The sequence below is a fragment of the Phaeovibrio sulfidiphilus genome, from assembly GCF_014861485.1.
Taxonomy (GTDB): Bacteria; Pseudomonadota; Alphaproteobacteria; order Rhodospirillales; family Rhodospirillaceae; genus Phaeovibrio; species Phaeovibrio sulfidiphilus.
The window spans coordinates 134623-151982 of record NZ_JACZHT010000007.1; the positions used below are offsets into that span (position 1 = coordinate 134623).

The 17360-nt window shown below is 67.1% G+C and carries 11 protein-coding genes and 1 tRNA gene; 7 read left to right on the forward strand and 5 right to left on the reverse strand.

Annotated features, from left to right (window positions below; genetic code table 11):
* Positions 1-220 precede the first annotated feature (220 nt).
* The 3 genes from IHV25_RS09260 (at position 221) to IHV25_RS09270 (ending at position 5949) form a co-directional block, all read left to right on the forward strand.
* Positions 221-3223 carry a GspE/PulE family protein gene (locus IHV25_RS09260; RefSeq protein WP_192534845.1) on the forward strand — a complete coding sequence of 1001 codons (3003 nt, stop codon included), beginning with the start codon at positions 221-223 and terminating at the stop codon, positions 3221-3223.
* A 543-nt stretch (positions 3224-3766) separates the two neighbouring features.
* Positions 3767-4390, forward strand: coding sequence for a DUF4167 domain-containing protein (locus IHV25_RS10680; RefSeq protein ID WP_338048622.1), 624 nt, complete (start codon positions 3767-3769; stop codon positions 4388-4390).
* A gap of 674 nt (positions 4391-5064) precedes the next feature.
* Complete coding sequence (locus IHV25_RS09270; RefSeq protein ID WP_192534846.1) at positions 5065-5949, forward strand: universal stress protein; 885 nt, start codon at positions 5065-5067, stop codon at positions 5947-5949.
* A gap of 542 nt (positions 5950-6491) precedes the next feature.
* Here the strand turns inward: IHV25_RS09270 and IHV25_RS09275 are convergent.
* A tRNA-Pro gene (locus tag IHV25_RS09275) sits at positions 6492-6568 on the reverse strand.
* A gap of 1025 nt (positions 6569-7593) precedes the next feature.
* On the opposite strand from IHV25_RS09275, the gene hflK reads away from it, so the two are divergent.
* The 3 genes from hflK to IHV25_RS09290 all read left to right on the forward strand — a co-directional run bounded on the left by hflK (position 7594) and on the right by IHV25_RS09290 (position 11387).
* Positions 7594-8799 (forward strand): FtsH protease activity modulator HflK, encoded by a 1206-nt coding sequence (gene hflK / locus IHV25_RS09280; protein WP_192534847.1) that lies wholly within the window; start codon positions 7594-7596, stop codon positions 8797-8799.
* Entirely contained in the window at positions 8796-9683 is an 888-nt protein-coding gene (gene hflC / locus IHV25_RS09285; protein WP_192534848.1) for a protease modulator HflC, read from the forward strand. Before hflK ends, hflC begins: the two co-directional genes overlap by 4 nt.
* Positions 9684-9806: 123 nt before the next feature.
* Positions 9807-11387: a Do family serine endopeptidase gene (locus IHV25_RS09290; RefSeq protein ID WP_242018896.1), complete on the forward strand. Its 1581-nt coding sequence runs from the start codon at positions 9807-9809 to the stop codon at positions 11385-11387.
* A 1172-nt stretch (positions 11388-12559) separates the two neighbouring features.
* On the opposite strand, the gene IHV25_RS09295 is transcribed toward IHV25_RS09290, so the two are convergent.
* From IHV25_RS09295 to IHV25_RS09305, 3 genes are read right to left on the reverse strand one after another with little or no spacing between them, the layout of a single operon-like run.
* On the reverse strand, positions 12560-13438 hold the full coding sequence (locus IHV25_RS09295) for a P-loop NTPase family protein (protein ID WP_242018897.1): 879 nt from the start codon (positions 13436-13438) through the stop codon (positions 12560-12562).
* Between the two features lie 3 nt (positions 13439-13441).
* Positions 13442-14677, reverse strand: coding sequence for an AI-2E family transporter (locus IHV25_RS09300; protein WP_192534849.1), 1236 nt, complete (start codon positions 14675-14677; stop codon positions 13442-13444).
* Positions 14671-15483: an enoyl-CoA hydratase/isomerase family protein gene (locus IHV25_RS09305; RefSeq protein WP_192534850.1), complete on the reverse strand. Its 813-nt coding sequence runs from the start codon at positions 15481-15483 to the stop codon at positions 14671-14673. Before IHV25_RS09305 ends, IHV25_RS09300 begins: the two co-directional genes overlap by 7 nt.
* A 334-nt stretch (positions 15484-15817) precedes the next feature.
* Here IHV25_RS09305 and IHV25_RS09310 point away from each other — a divergent pair, with 334 nt between their 5' ends.
* Positions 15818-16528 (forward strand): orotate phosphoribosyltransferase, encoded by a 711-nt coding sequence (locus IHV25_RS09310; RefSeq protein WP_192534851.1) that lies wholly within the window; start codon positions 15818-15820, stop codon positions 16526-16528.
* A 433-nt stretch (positions 16529-16961) separates the two neighbouring features.
* On the opposite strand, the gene IHV25_RS09315 is transcribed toward IHV25_RS09310, so the two are convergent.
* A complete protein-coding gene (locus IHV25_RS09315; RefSeq protein WP_192534852.1) occupies positions 16962-17306 on the reverse strand; it encodes a hypothetical protein in 345 nt (114 codons plus the stop codon).
* Between the last annotated feature and the right edge of the window lie 54 nt (positions 17307-17360).

A 17360-nucleotide genomic window follows, 5' to 3' on the forward strand; every position in this document is an offset into this window, starting at 1 on the left:
TTCTCCGGCCGTCTGCCATTCTACGGATCGGCCCTGCAAAACCGGGTGCCAGCACGATATAAGCTCCTGACATTGTCCGCAGTTTTCCACAGTTTTCTGCTTTCCTGTGGAATTCGGGGAAAACCGGCTTTGCTACTGGATTGTTTTTGGAATATCGTAACTCCAGCGAGTCGTCGGGGAATGCTGCACATATTTCCCGTTTCCGGAGGGCTGCCGGGCCATGCCAAAAAAGATTGAGGTCGATCAACTGGCTTCCGACGAGGAAGCCCTGCTGCGGGAAGTGAGCCGCGCGGCCTCCGAGATTGTCAGAGCGTCGGAAGGGCGCGCGGAATGGTCCTCCGCCCCGGAGGGCGCGCCCGTGCGCCCGAAGCGTCCCACGCTGGGTGAGCGGCTGGTGGCCCCCGGAGCTCCGGACGGTGACACGGCAGTTCTGCCCGTTCGCGAGGGCCGCTCCCCTGTTTTGCTTCCCGAACGGACCCCGGAGCCCGGCGGTGCGGCCCCGCAAGGGGCCCGGTCCCCGGCATCGGACGGGCCTCCGCCCCTGCCGTCCGGCCGGGGTGTGCTGAAAATGACGCCCCGCAACGCGGCTTCCGCGTCCCGCAACTCGGCTTCCGCGCTCCGCAACGCGGCTCCCGGACGCCAGGGCGGACCGGTTCCGGGCGTGGCCGCCAATACGGTGTCGCAGGACGGATGGCGGCAGGACGCCCCGTCCGCCGTGCCCCCGCAGGCAGTGTCCTCCGATGCGGGCGCATCCCATGCGCCCGGCCCCGAGGGGCGTTCCGCCGGCGCCGTCGGTGACCAAAGCGTGCCCCCCGGCCCGAACGGCGCTGCCCGTCTGCCGGACACCGCAGCCCCGGAGGCTCCTGGTCGCCCCCGCAACGGCGCCGACGCCCTCCAGCGGATGGCAGAGGCCTCCAGCGGATCGCCCGCTCCTGGCAGGTCTCCCAGCCTTGATGCCCTGCGGTCCGTGCTGTCGGCGGCTCAGGCCCTTGAGAAAGAAAGAAATACCGGGGATGCCCGCGGCAATGGCCGTGCTCCCGGACCCCTGTCCACCGGTCCCTCCGCCGGGGCCCGTCCGACCCCGGAGGGGCAGGGGGATGTGGACCGGTCGGCCCAGTCCCGGGGGGTATCCGCCGCCTTTGCGCCGCCGGCGGGTCCGGCTCCGTCGGGAGCGCCCGGCTCACCCTCTCCGTTTCCGTCCCCCTCGTCCCGGCCGAGAACGACCCACACTCCGATGCCGTTCCCCGGTGTCCGGGTGTCGTCACCGGACGAGAGTCTCCGGGAGCCTGACGTGCCGAAAATCCGCCTGGCAACCAAGGGCGCGCCCGTCGCTCCTCCGCCGGAAGGATCGCGCCCGGTCTCCGCGCCGGCTCCCGCGTCCGGGCCCGCATCCGCCCCCCTGTCGGCGCCCGTATCGGCACCCCGGGCCGCCCCCGCGTCACCCGGGCGTGCGGTTGCCCGGACGACGCCCCCGGGCCCGCCTGCGGAGATCCGCAGCACCGAGGTTGTGGTGGAGGCCGAGCTTCTGGACAGCAACGCCCGGCTGGGGGAGATCCTCATTGCCGGGGGCCTGATCTCGCGCAACCAGTTGCGCATCGGCATGATCGAGCTGCGGCGGACCGGCAAGGAGCTGGGCGCTGTGCTCGTGGACCTGGGCTTCCTGACGGCCCAGGCTCTGGACGAGGTTCTGGCCCACAACAGCGGCGGCGAGGCCTTTGATCCCGAGCGGACCCTGCCCGATCCCCTGGCCATTGCCACCCTTCCCGAGGAGATGGCCCGCCGGCTTGGCGTCTTCCCGGTGGGCTACGAGGGCGGCGTCCTCAGCCTTGCCATGGTCAATCCCAGGGACGGCAAGGCCATGGACGAGGCCCGCCTTGCCTTCGGTCGCGAAACCCGGATCGAGCCCATCGCGGCCAACTCCGAGCGGGATATCCTGCTGGCGATCAAGAATTTCTACGGCCACACCCTGACGGTGGACGGTGTCCTGCGTGACCTTGAGGCCGCCGGGGAGGGCGGACGCGAGTTGCTCCACGATCCGGACGGCCATCACGGAGACCCCATTGTCCGCCTTGTGGATGCGCTCCTGTTCGATGCGGTCCGCCGCCGGGCCTCGGACATTCACTTCGAGCCCGACGGGGCCTTCCTGCGCGTGCGCCAGAGAATTGACGGCGTTCTGGTCCAGACCCTGACCTTCCACAAGCGCTACTGGCCCTCGATTGTCCGCCGGATCAAGAGCCTGGCGGGCGTTCTTCCCGGGATGTCCCCGGGGCTTCCGGCGTCCGGGCGCTTTTCCATGACTGCGGCCTACCGGCGGGTGGACTTCCGGGCCTCGGTGGTGCCGACGGTCCACGGCGAGAACGTGGTTCTGCGGATCCAGCACCGCTCGGCCACGCCCCTGTCCCTGGACCACCTGGGGTTTGCTCCGGACACTCTGGCCAGCCTGCGCCGCATCTCCCATCGCCCGGACGGGCTTTTCCTGGTGGTGGGGCCTGTGAGTTCGGGCAAGACCGCCACCCTTTATGCGCTTATGGATGATCTGAGCAGCCCGGAGCTGTCCATCGCCACGGTCGAGGATCCGGTCGAGTACGATCTGCCCCTGCTGCGCCAGGCCCAGGTCAGCGAGGCCGACGGCTTCGGGTTCCCCGAGGCGATCCGGACCATGCTGCACCAGGATCCGGACGTTCTCCTGGTGGGCGACATCCGGGACTCCCTGACGGCGGACATGGCCTTCCGGGCAGCACGCTCCGGGCACCGGGTCTATGCGGCCATGCACGCGAATGACGCGTTCGGAGGTCTCGCGCACCTGATCGATTTTGGCCTCACCCCCGGACTTCTGTCGGGGACATTGTCGGGCATCCTCTCCCAGAGGCTGGCCCGGCGCCTGTGCCCGTCCTGCCGCCAGGCGGACTATGCGGGCGAGGAGGAGTGCGCGCTTCTGGGGCTCGATCCGGAGCGCCCCCCCACCCTGTGGCGGGCGGTGGGCTGCGAGGCCTGCGCGCAACTGGGTTATCGGGGCCGGGCTCCCATCACCGAGCTTCTGTGCATCACCCCCGAAATCGATGCTCTTCTGACGGAGAACGCCCCGTTCTCCCGCATCCGGGCCATTGCCCGCAAGCAGACCATGCGGTCCATGCTGGCGGACGGGCTCCGGCTTCTGTACTCCGGGACCATTGATCTGCCCTCGCTGATGCGCGCGGTGGACGTGACCGGGAAGAAAGCCTAGGCGCGGCGTTTTCCCGGGGCTCCGCCCGGGGACCGTCGCGAGCGGACCGCCGTCGCCCGCGGAAGGGGGGCGGGATCGGCCGTATCGCCGGGAGCGCTCTGATTGCACGGCGCGCCCCGCGCTCTGATTGCACGGCGCGCCCCGCGCTCCCCCGGAGGCGAAAAAAGACAGTTACCCGATAAGAAAATGCTGGAAACCCGAGCCCGGGAGCTTTACTCTGGGTTCAGACGGGCACGAGGTCTGGCCTTGTGTTCCCGGCGTTATGTGTACGGACGCGGAACAGGGTTCCGCGCTATTTGCTCCCGGTTCTTGCGGGGCGCACGTACGTCCCGTCTGACCTCCTGAAGAAACAGGCAAACAGTGACTTCCGTGCCCCGGCCGGTTTCAGCCTGACGCAGGTTTCAGACACTGTTCCGGAACGGATCCGCCCTCGGGGTCGGAAGGTCCGGAATGCAGTCCTTTACAAGTTTGGACGATGTCCGGCGGTCCTGCGGGCCACGGGGTCTTCCGCAGATGTGACAATCCTGGAGAATTTACGGGATCATGAAAAATGCCAATTCGCGCGGGCGTCCGCGCAGCCGGAACGTGCCTGGAAAACGGGTTCCCAATCGCAATCAGGTTTTCGAGAGCAACGGGCCCGGCGTAAGGGTCCGGGGCAATGCCCAGCAGCTCGTCGAGAAGTACCTCGCGATGGCCCGGGATGCTGCCGCCCAGGGCGACCGGATCCTTGCGGAAAACTGCCACCAGCACGCAGACCACTATCAGAGGGTGCTGAACGCGCTGGCCGGACGCTACGTGAAGCCCGGCGAGCTTCCCGCGTCCCAGTCCCTGAGTGATGATGACGACGGCATGGGCGCCCCGGCTGACGACGGTCGCCTTGGTCCGGAACCCGGCAATGAGCTGGCTTCGGCCGTTGACGCCGCGGACGACCTGTTCGAGGGCACTCCGGGCGGGTACGTGATGCCTCTGGATGCGGGCGGATCCGCACCCGAGGCCATCGTGGAGCTCTCGGCCCTTTCGGACGAGGAGGCCGCTGCCGCCGCCAGTCCCGAGCCCGTGTCTCCGCCGCCGCGTCCGCGCACGCCCCGGCGCCGTCGCCCCCTGGGCCTGAGCAAGGGCGACCCCTCCACGCCGACCCCGGGCCAGAGCGAGGAAGCCTCGGCCTGATCGGTCCGTCCCCTGCCGTTGGCAACCGGCCCTCGGGCGAGGTTGCCTCGGCACGGCCGCCCGTCCGGGGTGGCGCCCGGGCCGGTTCTGTACGACCGGTCTCCCCGGGTTTTGCGCCGGTTCTGCCGACCGGGCTCGAGTGGCGTTTCTGCCCGTTCTGCCGACCGGGCCCGTGTTGGGCTCTGGTCTGGCTGCCCCCGAGGCGCACAGGCTTTTCCGGACCGGACAGGGGTAACAGGGGGGCTTCCCCCGTTCCAGTCCCCGTTCATGTGTCCTGACCGCCAGGTGCCCCGACCACCCGGAGTCCGGGCAGCCCGGTGTCCCGCAGTGCCCCATCTGACGCGGGCATTCTTTCCCTTTCCCCATTTCTGATGACGTCTCCGGCCCGCCGTGCGGGCGTGGCCAGTTGTGCCCCGGCGGCGTGGCTGTGCGTGCGGTCCACGCCCTCGCCCTGTCACGGGCATTTTTTTTGGGATCGCGGGATTTCTGTTTCGGCTCATCTTGCCTCTTTTCCGGTGTCCGCCAAAAGAGCATACTGGAACCGGAACGATTTTTAGTTCAGTGTTGTTGTGTCGCTACGACAGACACATACATCTTCGCTCCAACGCTTGCCCGGGCGTCCGCTCTCCTGGCGGCAGTCCCGCGCGAAACCCTCAAGAGGGGAGGCAGACAGCATGTCGAGTATCCGTACGGTTCTATCCGTTGTTGGGGACGCCGAGACCGGTCGCTCGCCGATCGTGACGGGGCTTCTTGTGGGCAAACTTCTGAACTGCCACATCGAGGGTTTCCACGTCCAGATCGATGCGGTCTCCACGGTCCCCTACGTGGGCGAGGCTATGGCCGGCGCCCTGATCGAGGAAATGGTCGAGACCGCGGAGCGGGATGTGAGCAACCGGGCAATTGCGGCCCGGCAGCTCTTCATGGACATCTGCTCCGAGCGCAAGATGCTGATGAACTGCACGCCTGCCGAGAACGCGGGCTTTTGCGCGACCTGGAACGAGGCCCGCGGTCCCGAGCCCGAGCAGGTGGCCCTGCGCGGGCGGGTTGCGGATCTCATTGTCCTGAGTGCCCGCGGCGCCGGGGGAGCGGCCGCGTCCCTTCTGACCCTGAACGCCGCCCTTCTGGAAAGCGGACGCGCGGTGCTTCTCGCGCCCACGGAGGCCCCGACCTCGATCGGTCGGCACGTGGCCATTGCCTGGAACGCGAGCGCCGAGGCCGCCCGGGCGGTCGGGGACGCCATGCCGTTCCTTACCCGGGCCGAGAAGGTCACGGTGATCATTGCCTCGGACGGGGACACGGGGGAGACGGGAATCGCCCGCGTGGACGAGCTCCAGCAGAACCTGGCCTGGCACGGCGTGTCCTTCGATACCGTTATCCTCGAACAGCCCGGAAGCCGGAGCAAGATGGCCCAGGTCCTGATCGATTCGTGTGTCGAGTGCGGGGCAGATCTGCTGGTCATGGGGGCCTACACCCATTCGCGCCTTCGCCAGCTTATCCTGGGCGGGGTCACGCGCACGGTGCTGGAAACCGCTCCCCTGCCGGTTCTGCTGTCGCACTGAGTGAACGTCCGGCCCGTCCCGGGTGTCCGGGCGGGCCGCTGCTATCCTGTGGCCTCTTTGGTTGGTGCCGGCTTTGGCGTATGCGCTCGTTGCCGGTCCCGGACGCGCCCGGGTTTTCCGCCACAGAGCCGCCGGTGCTCCGGCACTCCGGCACGCTCGCGTGTCCGGGCCGTTTTCTGTTGCGGCTCCGGCCGCTGGAGAGGCTTTTCCCGAGACACCGGGAGCAGGCCGGAAACAGACCCGAAGCTGGCCTGAAACAGACCCGAAAGCGCCCCGGTGGCGCTTTTTTTGCGCCCGGCGCCGGGCGTGTGTGTTGAGTCGGGCAGGGGTGTCGCCCGGGGTGCCCTGCGCTGTCCCGTCCGGGCTTGGTTGGAAGCCGGGTGATTCCCGCACCTCGGAGAACGCCGCGGATCCGGCTGAATCCCGGTTTGCCATGACGTCTCCCTGCGGAGCAGGATGGCGGGCGGGGGTGTGAAGTCCGGTGAAAAAGAAAAACCGGCCGACTGTCCGAGGACAATCGACCGGCTTCAGGTCTTCAGTTTTGGTCGGAGCGACTGGATTCGAACCAGCGACCCCTTGACCCCCAGTCAAGTGCGCTACCAGGCTGCGCCACGCTCCGTTTTGCCCCGCCGTTTTCCGGTGTTTCTCCGGTGCCCGTCAGGGAAGCGCAAAATAGCTTCCGGGCGCCCGCCGGGCAAGCGAAAAAAACGACCTCACGGAAAAAATCCTTTTTTTTCGGGGAATTCACCAAAAAATCAGTCCGGGAGCACTCCCTGCGCCACGAAAAGACCCGTTTTGATGGTACATGCAGGCTATGGTCCCTCTGGGGTGGTTTTGCGGGGCGCTTGCACACGATCTGGTGTCCCCGCGCGTTCCCGGTCCGCCCCGGGACAGCGCAGGGGCATGGGGGCGCTGTCGGGATCGGATTCTGCCGGGGCAGGGGCCGGGCCGGCCGCGGGGGAGGCGGCCACACCCGGGCTGTCCCGTCCCCCGTGCCTTCCGTTTTCACGGCCCGGGAGCCCCCCGGTTTTCACGCCGCTGGCGTCGACCCCGGTCCCTCGGTGTCGCTCCCGAGCCCGCCGGTGGCATCCGTCACGCTTGCGCCTTTGTCTCCTCCGCGCATCCCGGCGGTGGCGCTGTCCCGGTTCCGCCGGGCGCGTTCGTCAGGCCTCCGCTGCTGGCACCGTCCCGGTTCCGCCGGGCGCGTCCTCCCGCTTCCGCTGCTGGCATCGTCCCGGTTTCGCTGCTGGCACCGTCCCGGTTCCGCTTGACAAGCTTCTGCAGGCCTATAGCATTCGAGTCAGACCCCGGGACCGTCGGAAACGCGGCGGCTGCAGATGCCCTCTCAGGGCTCGCGACGCCCCCGGGCGCCTCGCCGGGCCGGACCCCGCGACTGTGTGTCCCGTTGCGCGGGGCGTCCCGGCCTGCAACACCGTTCGGACGGGCGCGCCCGGTTCCCGCAATGGCCTGCAACACGTCTGCCGCGCGCATCCGGTGTCGAGGCGGACCCCCGCGGGCCCGGCGTTCTCCGGCTCCCCGCGGTCCTGTGCCCGGTGGGCATAATGCCTTGGCCGGGAACAGAAGGTGTCCTATAAACGCACAAGTACTGGTCTTTGAAAGCACAACCAGGAGGTACCCAATTCGATGGCATGGAACCAGCAGGGGGGCGGTGGCCCCTGGGGAGGGGGCTCGGGCCCCGGCGGCGGGGACAACGGGGGCGGTGGCCCTTGGGGCAGCGGACGCGGCCCGCGCCGGCCGGGCGGGGGCGGCTCCCAGACACCACCCCCCGATTTCGACCAGATTCTGAAAGACGCGAGTGACCGCTTCCGGCGCATGCTTCCGGGCGGCGGCTTCTCCGGCGCGGTGATTGCGCTTCTTGTTCTGATCGGGCTGGGTGTCTGGATGCTCACGGGCTTCTACCGTGTGGCTCCCGACGAGCAGGGCGTGGTTCTGCGCTTCGGCAAGTTCGTCCACACGACCGAGCCGGGGCTGCACTACCATCTCCCCTATCCCATCGAGACGGTCCTCATGCCCAAGGTCACCCGGGAAAACCGCGTGGAGATCGGCTTCGAGACCGGACCGAACAACTCGGTGCGCCCCGTCCCCCGGGAAAGCCTGATGCTGACCGGTGACGAGAACATCATCGACATCTATTTCTCGGTGGTCTGGACCATCAAGGACGCGGGTGAGTATCTGTTCAACCTGCGCGACCCCGGCATTGCGGTTCGCTGGGCGGCGGAGAGCGCCATTCGCGAGGTGGTGGGCCGGACCCCCATCCAGGCAGCCCTGACCGAGGACCGCTCCCGGATCGAGGCGGATACCAAGCAGATCCTTCAGGAGCTTCTTGACCAGTATCAGGCCGGTATCCGGATCCAGCGTGTCCAGCTTCTGAAGGCCGACCCGCCGGAGCAGGTGATCGACGCCTTCAACGAGGTCCAGCGGGCCCGTCAGGAAGGCGACCGCCTTCGCAACGATGCCCAGGCGTACGCGAACAAGGTTCTTCCCGAGGCTCGGGGCCAGGCGGCCAAGATGCTCGAGGATGCCAAGGCCTACCAGGAGTCGGTTGTGATCCGCGCCCAGGGTGACGCTGCGCGTTTCTCCAGCGTTTACAAGGGCTATCAGGGCAATCCTGCGGTCACGCGCCAGCGCATCTATATCGAGACCATGGGGGATCTGTTCCGCAACACGGACAAGCTCATCCTGGATCGCAACAACTCGGGGATCCTTCCCTATCTCCCGCTCAATGAAATGATGAAATCCCGGGGCACCCGGTCGGGCACGCCGACCCTGTCGTCGCCGTCGCGCGATGTGCTGTCCATCGTTCCGGATGTCCAGGGGGCCAGGCCATGAAGAAGAACACACTCCTTGCTGCTCTGGCGACCCTGGGCGGCGCCGGTCTGATCTTGCTTTATTCCTCGGTCTTTGTGGTCCAGCAGACCCAGCAGGCCCTGGTGCTCCAGTTCGGTGAGTGGGTCCGCACGGTCCAGGAGCCGGGTCTGAACTTCAAGATCCCGTTCATCCAGGACGTGGTCTATTACGACAAGCGCGTCCTGGAGCTCAGCCCGGACCCGGAGGAGGTGATCCTCTCGGACCAGAAGCGCATCGTGGTGGACACCTACCTGCGCTACCGCATCGCCGATCCGCTGGTCTACTACCGCGCGGTGAACTCCGAGGCGCTGGCCCGCTCCCGAATCTCGGACATGGTGGTCTCCGCCATGCGACGGGTTATGGGTACGGTGGACCTGTCGCGGGTTCTGTCCCGTGACCGGGTCGGGCTGATGGAGAAGATGCGCGCCATGGTGGCCCAGGAGGCCAGCGCCATCGGCATCTCGGTGACCGACCTTCGGATCCGCCGCGCCGATCTTCCCCTGTCCACGTCCCAGGCTGTCTACGACCGTATCCGGTCCGAGCGTGCCCGGGAGGTCGCGGATTTCACCGCGAAGGGCAAGCAGGACGCGGTTCGCATCCGCGCCGAGGCGGAGCGCGAGGCCACGGTGACCGTTGCCCGTGCCCAGAAGACCTCGCAGGAGCTGCGCGGTGAGGGCGATGCCCTGGCCATCGCGATCTACAACGAGGCCTTCGGAGTCGATCCCGGTTTCTTCGACTTTTACTACACCATGCAGAGCTATTATCAGTCCATCGAGGCTGGCACGACCTCTCTGGTGCTGTCTCCGGACCACCCGTACCTGAAGTACTTCGGGCCTGCGGGAGCCACAGGGGCGGGGCGTCCGTAGGGCGTCTCCCACGGTTTCGGGCGACCGGGTCAGCCGGTCGCCTTTTTTGTGTCCGGTTTTTAAGTGTTTTTTCCCCGTTTTTGGTCCCACAGTGACCAGTACTTTGTTTTGGAAAGAAAGGGTATGGCGGATATGTTTATGAAGAAGGAGAACAGTGAGATCCGGGCCCCCGGTACTCCGGCACGCGCGAGTGGCAGCGAGCCCCGCAGCCGGCGTCTTGCGCGGGCGGCGGCGGCCCTTCTTTTGGGCGCGTCCCTGCTTGCACCGTCGGTCGCGGTTCCCGTCCACCAGGCGTGGGCGGTGCCCGACGATTTTGCCGATCTCGCGGAAAAGCTCCTGCCGTCGGTCGTCAACATCTCCACAACCCAGACCCTGGAAAGCGGGCGCATGCCCGACCTGCCCCAGTTCCCGGACGGCTCGCCCTTCGAGGACTTCTTCAAGGACTTTTTCGAGAACCGCACCGGCCCCCGGGGTCCGCAGCGGGCCATCTCCCTGGGTTCGGGATTCGTGGTGGACGCGAAGGAAGGCTACATCGTCACCAACAACCACGTGATCCGCGATGCGGACGAGATCACGGTGGTGCTCCAGGACGATACGGTTTTGAAGGCCACGATCCGCGGCGTGGACGAGAAGACGGACCTTGCCCTGCTGAAGGTCGAGACGGACAAGCCCCTCCACCAGATCGAGTGGGGTGATTCCGACGCCGCCCGGGTGGGTGAGTGGGTTGTGGCCATCGGCAATCCGTTCGGTCTGGGGGGCTCGGTGACCACCGGCATCATCAGCGCCAAGACCCGGGACATCAACGCAGGCCCCTACGACAGCTTTATCCAGACCGACGCCTCGATCAACAAGGGCAACTCCGGCGGGCCGCTCTTTGACGAGAGGGGCCGGGTCATCGGCATCAACACGGTCATCTTCAGCCCCTCGGGCGGATCGGTCGGGGTGGGCTTTGCGGTGCCCTCGAATATCGCCCGGCAGGTGGTCGGGGATCTTGTCCAGTACGGACAGACCCGGCGCGGCTGGATCGGCGTGCGCATCCAGACGGTCACCGACGACATCGCCGAGGGCATGGGCATGACCGAGAAGAAGGGCGCCCTGGTGTCCGCCGTGACCGAGAACGGCCCGGCTGCGAAGGCGGGCCTGAAGGAGGGCGACGTCATCCTCCGGTTCGACGGCCGTGATGTGGCGGAGATGCGGTCCCTGCCGCGCATTGTCTCCGAGACCCCCATCGGCAAGACCGTGGACGTGGACGTCCTGCGGGCGGGCAAGACGCTCACCGTGAAGCTGGACGTGGCCCAGCTTGAGGAGGCGGAGAAGGAAGGCCTCGTGGACGACACCGCCGGAGCTCCCGCGAAGAAAAACGAGGTGGCGACCCAGCTGAAGGCCCTCGGCTTCTCGGTTGCGACCCTGGACGCTGGGGCGCGCAAGCGTTTCGGTATCGATAACAATGACTTGAAGGGCGTTGTTGTCGATTCGGTTGATGCGTCCAGCGATGCGGCCATGAAGGGGATCCAGCCCGGGTCCGTTCTGGTCCAGGCGGACCAGAAGCCGATCACCGGCGTTGCGGATCTCCAGAAGACCGTTGCGGCCGCTCTCAAGGGGGGCAAGAAGCTGATCCTGTTCCTGGTCGACAACGGGGGCACCCGGTCCTTCGTCGCCGTGAAGGTGGTCGAGGAGACCAAGAAGGGCGACGCCGGGAAGTAGTCCCGGAGGTCCAGCGTGTCGGGGCGCCGGAGGGTCCGGTTGCCCCGACATTTTTTTTGTGGCCGTGGCTTCCGTCGGGCCTGTGCCCGGTGGAGCAGGTCGGGAGATCCGGGACCGGGGCGGCGTCGGTCCCGTGTGGGGACAGGTCGGGGGATCAGGGACCGGGGCGGTCCGGTCGGCACCGCCTTTCCGGCCCCCGTGCCCCGCCGTGAGCGCTCACAGGTTACGCCCCGGCCACCACATGGGCGTCCCTTTGCAGGCGTGGGAAAGCCGACCGGGTTTTGGGCAGACCATCCCCGTGGGGGGTAATTTAGCCACTGTCAGCGAATGGACGCCCCCTGTGTCCGGGCAAAGGATCCTTCCAGACGGGTGATCCGTCTGCCGGTCCGTCCGACGCCGCCGCCCTGGCACGGGCTGTGGCTGTCCGGGGTCGCAGGGACAAAGCCTTTGGGTCGGGCCGGTCCGGATGCGTTTGACACACCCTGTGTTCTCCATCCGTCGCAGTGCCGTTTCTGACCCCGAGTTTCCGACGCCCCCGTTGCACGGGGCCTCGGTTCGCTGTTCCTCCCCGTGGCCTCCCTGGCGCAGGACCGCACGGACCCGTTCCCGCAGAGCCTGAACCGTCCGGAGGTTCGTTTTTCCGGCGGTGCGGACCTGTGGGGACGCCCCGGACCCTGTTTTGCGTCAGGGGTGGCTGCCATGTCCGTCTGTTTTGGGCCAGGGCCGGGCCCCCCGCGTGGTCTGTTTGCGGTCCGGGTCCGGTGCGCTGTACGTGCTCGCCTGCCGGGCCCGGTGGCGGTGCCTGTTCACCTGTTTCGTCCGGGTGACCCGGCGGGCGAAAAAAAAGGCGATCCGCGAACGGACCGCCCAAGTTGAACAATCATACAAAGGATCCGCCCGGACCAAAGGAGACAAAGCCCGTACGGACCTCCCGTGCAAAGCTGCTCGCACGGGGAAGGCCGGCCTGCCGGAATGAACGGCAGCCGCCTGATTTCCGTTTCAGTGATGGGCGACATGAAAGAAAGGGAGGAGGAACTTGTCCAGTCACGAAGCGGAAATCATTTTAAGACTAGCATCTTTTTGTTGAAAAATCAAGGTGAGCCCATTAGGGCGTGCAAGAGCCCTTCCGGGTCGCTCCCGGGCCGGTATGCGGTGCGCGTCCCGCGCAGCTTTCACAGGGCGCTGTCCTCGGGCGGAGCGCTGTCCTCCAGCACTTTTTTCAGGATGCTGATGTTCACAGACGTGTTGGCCCCGAGCGCAGCCGCATCGGCCCGGCGGACCACCTCCCGGGCCACGCTCAGGCGTCGCTCCAGCCGCAGCAGGAGGTAGTTCAGCGCCTGGCGTGAGATCCGGATGCCCCGGTCATCGAAGTGTTTCAGAACCACCGCTGCGAAGAGGGCGTCGTCCGGTTCCTCGAGGGCACACGACAGGGCTCCCTTCAGCCGGGTGCGCAGGTCCGGCAGATGCAAGGTCCAGGCCGCCGGGGGCGTCCGCGCGGTCATGAGCACCGTGCCCGATTCTTGCGTGGCGGCGTTCACCAGGTGGAACAGAAGGTTTTCGGACACGGCGCCGCTGCCAAGCAGCCGGTCCACATCCTCAAGAACCGCAGCCCTGGAGGCCCCCTGGAACAGGGACACCGGATCCTCCACGGCCAGAATGTCCGCAGTCAGGATCCGGGCCTCCGAACAGGTGGCGAAGACACGCGCAAGGTGGGTCTTGCCCGCCCCCGCAGGTCCGTGCAGGAGAAGCACCCGGCTCGGCCAGTCGGGCCAGAGATCCACAAGCGCGACCGCCGCCCGGTTGCAGTCTCCGACCATATAGTGCTCCCGCCCCAGGGCCGGGGGAAGCGGCAGGTCCAGACACAGCTGCTCGGCCCCGGTCCCGATGTTCAGGCGCAGCGGCGTCGGGGGACCGGGGGGCCGCATTTGCTCCGGCCGCGAGGCATCGGGCCCGGAAATCAGGCTCCAGGTATCCTCCCCAAGGTCCAGACGCATCTGACCGGGCGTGGTCGGGTCCGCCGTCACAGGGGCGGGGGAAAGCGTATCCGCCATGGGCTAGCCGTTATCCTTCCGGGTGCTGTCCTGAGCGTCCGGGGTGGATCCCGGTCGCAGGGCGGGCGGGTTCATCATCTCGTCCAGGCTGGCCGGAACGCAGTCCGCGGCCAGAGGCTCGATGACCTGCCCCCGGGAATCGATGCCGGTGTAAAACGAGCTGCGCACGTACTGGGACAGGAAAAACCGCACAAGCACGCCGATGGCGGCCGCCACGGGAACCGCAAGCAGGATGCCCACAAATCCGAACAGGCCGCCTCCCGCAAGCAGGGCAAAGATGATCCACACCGGGTGGAGCCCGACCCGGTCGCCCACCAGCTTGGGGGTCAGGAAGTTTCCTTCCAGAAGCTGGCCGCACATGAAGATTCCGAACACCACGGAGATAGGGAGCCAGTCGCTGAACTGGGCGAACGCAAGCCCCATGGACAGCACAAAGCCCGTGATGGTTCCCACATAGGGGATAAACGACAGGAAGCCCGAGGTCAGGCCGACCACCATGGCCAGGTCCAGCCCCACAAGGGACAGGCTGATGCCATAGAACGAGCCCAGGGCAAGGCACACAAGCACCTGACCGCGGATGAACCCGGCGATGGTCTGGTCCATCAGGCGCAGCTGCTCGCGGATCACGGGGGCGTAGGGACGGGGCAGGAACGTGTCGATCACGCCCGTCATCCGGTCCCAGTCGCGCAGCATGTAGAAGGCAATGACGGGGACCACCACCAGGACCGCGACCACACCCACCAGGACCACGCCACCGGACACCAGGGCGGTCAGGGCCTCGGTCAGCCATTTCATGCCGTTGCGCACGATGTCCTGGACCACGGTGCTGATGCGTTCCATCTCGCCCGGTGTCAGCACCTCGTTGGCGAGCGTCATCAGGTGGTCGCCCTTTTCCATCAGGATGTTGACGTAGTTGGGCACATTGGCGGCAAACCGGCTGACCTGGTCATACAGGACGGGCAGGGCAAACAGGAGCCCCGCGATCAGAAGAAGCAGGAAGCCCAGCGTGATGACAACGGTCGCCCACAGCCGGGAGACCCCCCAGCTCTGGAGCCGGTCTGCAATCGGGTCCAGCAGATAGGCCATGATCATGCCCGCCACGAACGGGGCGAGCACGGAGCGCAGCACATAAAGGAGGGTGAAGATCCCCAAGACCACCGTTCCCCAGAACACCAGATGCCATGTTCGGGTGGTCCGGGGGACCGGCTGCAGGGCGCGGGGCTGTCCGTTTTCTAGCATCCCTTGAACTCCGGCTTGCGTTTGTCACGGAAGGCGCGGACACCCTCGAAATAGTCGCGGGTCTCCAGATAGCGGTAACAGGCATCATGCTCGGTGGCCGACAGCGGGGTCGGGTCCATCAGGCGGCGGATGAAGGCCTTGTGCCAGGCGTTCACCAGCGGCGCGCCTTTGACGATCCCGGCCAGCATGGCCTCCAGTTCGTCTTCAAAGGCGTCGTTGGGGACCACCCGGTTCACCAGGCCGATGGCCAGGGCCTCGCGGGCCTCGATGATCCGGCCCTCCAGCAGGAAGGTGGCGGCGTGGGCCGGGCCCACCAGGCGGATGATGCCCTCGATCTCCGGGTAGGCCATGGTCATGCCCAGGCGGTTGATGGGGACGCCAAACCGCGAGGCCATGTTGGCAATGCGAAGGTCACACTGGCTGGCCAGCTCCAGTCCGCCCCCGATGCACACCCCCTCGATCGCGGCGACCACCGGTGCCTGGCAGCGGGCGATTTCCTGAAACACCCGGCGCATGATGCGGTCGTACTCGCGGGTGCCTTCTCCGGTGCCCCGGACGGTCTCGAACTCGTGGATGTCCCCGCCGGCGGCGAAGGCGTTACCTCCCGCTCCGCGCAGGACCACAACCCGGGCGCCCCCCTCCACCGGAGAGCGGTCCGCCAGGGCCTCGAAGGCGTCCCCCAGGGCCTGCCACATGGGCAGGTCGATGGCGTTCAGGCGTTCCGGCCGGTTCAGGGTCACGGTGGCGACGGTGCCGCACTCCGAGGTGGTGGAGACGACCGCGTCGGTCCGGGGCATCGTGTTCATGGCAGTGCAGTCCTTCCTGTTCGTGTTCCGGTTTTTTGTCCCCGCTCCGGCGCGGGAGCGAAAAAAGGCTCTGGCAGCGGGCGGGTCCGGTATCCATGTGGTGTTTGGTGCGGGCGTGAGCCCGGCCCGGGAGCCCCGCGGTTTTCGCATTGGAAAACGTGACGGCCCCGGCGCGGATCATTGCCCGCAGACGGTTTTAGCGCTAAACAGGAGGCGCGGGAAGAAAACTCTGCCCGGCTCCCTTCGTGGTGCCGGCACGCGCAGTGTTCGGTCCCGTGTTTGCGGGGGCGGTCGTCCCGTGTTCCCGCGTTTCTCCCTTGAATGGAAGTCCTGCATGTCCTCCCAGAGCTTTTCCTCTCCCCGCGCCTCCCGGACCCCGGCCGACGCCGAGGCCGCCCGTGTCGTCGCCCGGCTTCTTCTGGAAATCGAGGCCGTCAATTTCCGGCCTGAAGAGCCCTATATTCTCACGGCGGGATGGGCAAGCCCGGTCTACATCGACTGCCGCAAGATCATCGGGTTCCCCCGCGCCCGGCGCAAGATCATGTCCCTTGCGCGCGACCACATCGAGCGGACTGTGGGCTCGGAAAGCCTTGACCTGGTGGCGGGCGGGGAGACCGCGGGCATTCCCTTCGCGGCCTGGATTGCGGAGGGCCTGGCCCTTCCCATGTCCTATGTGCGCAAGAAGCCAAAGGGCTTTGGCCGGATGGCCCGGATCGAGGGGATCCTCCGGGAGGGGGACCGCACGCTTCTGGTCGAGGATCTGACCAGCGACGGCGGCTCCAAGATCATCTTCGCCGATGCGCTGCGCTCCGCCGGGGCGATCGTCGACCATGCGTTCGTGGTCTTCTACTATGCGGCCTTCCCGGGTGCCCTGGAGACTCTGGCCGAGCACGGTATCCAGTTGCACTGGCTGGCCACCTGGAACGATGTCCTCGAGGTGGCGCAGGAGCGCCAGGCCTTCTCTCCCGAGGCGATCGAGGAGGTTCGCGCGTTTCTTGCCGATCCGACCGGCTGGTCGGCGGCCCATGGCGGCAAGGGCGCCTGAGGCCCACGGCGGCAGGGGCGCCTGAGCCCCGAACGTTCCGGTCCGGTGCGGGCGGGGGTGTTCCTGCCTGCCCGATGCACACGCCTCTCGGATGGCCGGGCAGCTTGCCCGACGCACGCCCCCTGCGTGACCGGACAGAAATACGAAACACGATGACCGGGCAGGACGGGGTGCACCCCCGTTCGTCCGTATGCCGGGGTGGCGGCGTGTTGCCGGGCGACCATCCGCAGTAACCGGCATCCTCTGTGACCGGGTGAGCGGTGTCCGCTGAGAGCAGGTGTTCGGTGCCCCGCGCACGGGCCGGATCCGGCCCGGACGCACACCCTCATGCCCCGTATATCCCCCGTTGACGGGGACGGCGCGGGCACGCGCAGTCCGGGCTGTGACAGCGCCGGGCGGGGACGGGCGTGGAGGGCACGAGGCCCGCAGCCCTCTAGTTCATGAAATCGTTGCAGGTCATGTTGAGCTGCTGGTCCGAGAGCTCCAGCTTCTCGAGGAAGGCCTCGTAGTCCTCGGGGTCGCCGTGGTGCTCGGGACTGTCGAGGGTGTAGAGATCCGTGCGGGCCTGGCGGATCACAAAGCCAAGCTCCTGGGGGGTGAAGACCTGGGGCATGACCCGGGCCATGCAGGCGCATCCCTGTGACACATCCCGGAAGATGGCGCGAAGGGAGTCCTCCTCGTTGCAGACCTGTTCAAAGGAGGGAGCCGCTCCGGCCGTTCCCCCGAGGCCCAGCCATACGGCCCCGCTGAGCCCAGCAATGGCGATGGTACGCTTCATAGAACAATTCTCCTGAACGGTGATGTGGATCATGGTACCTTCCGGACCGAATCC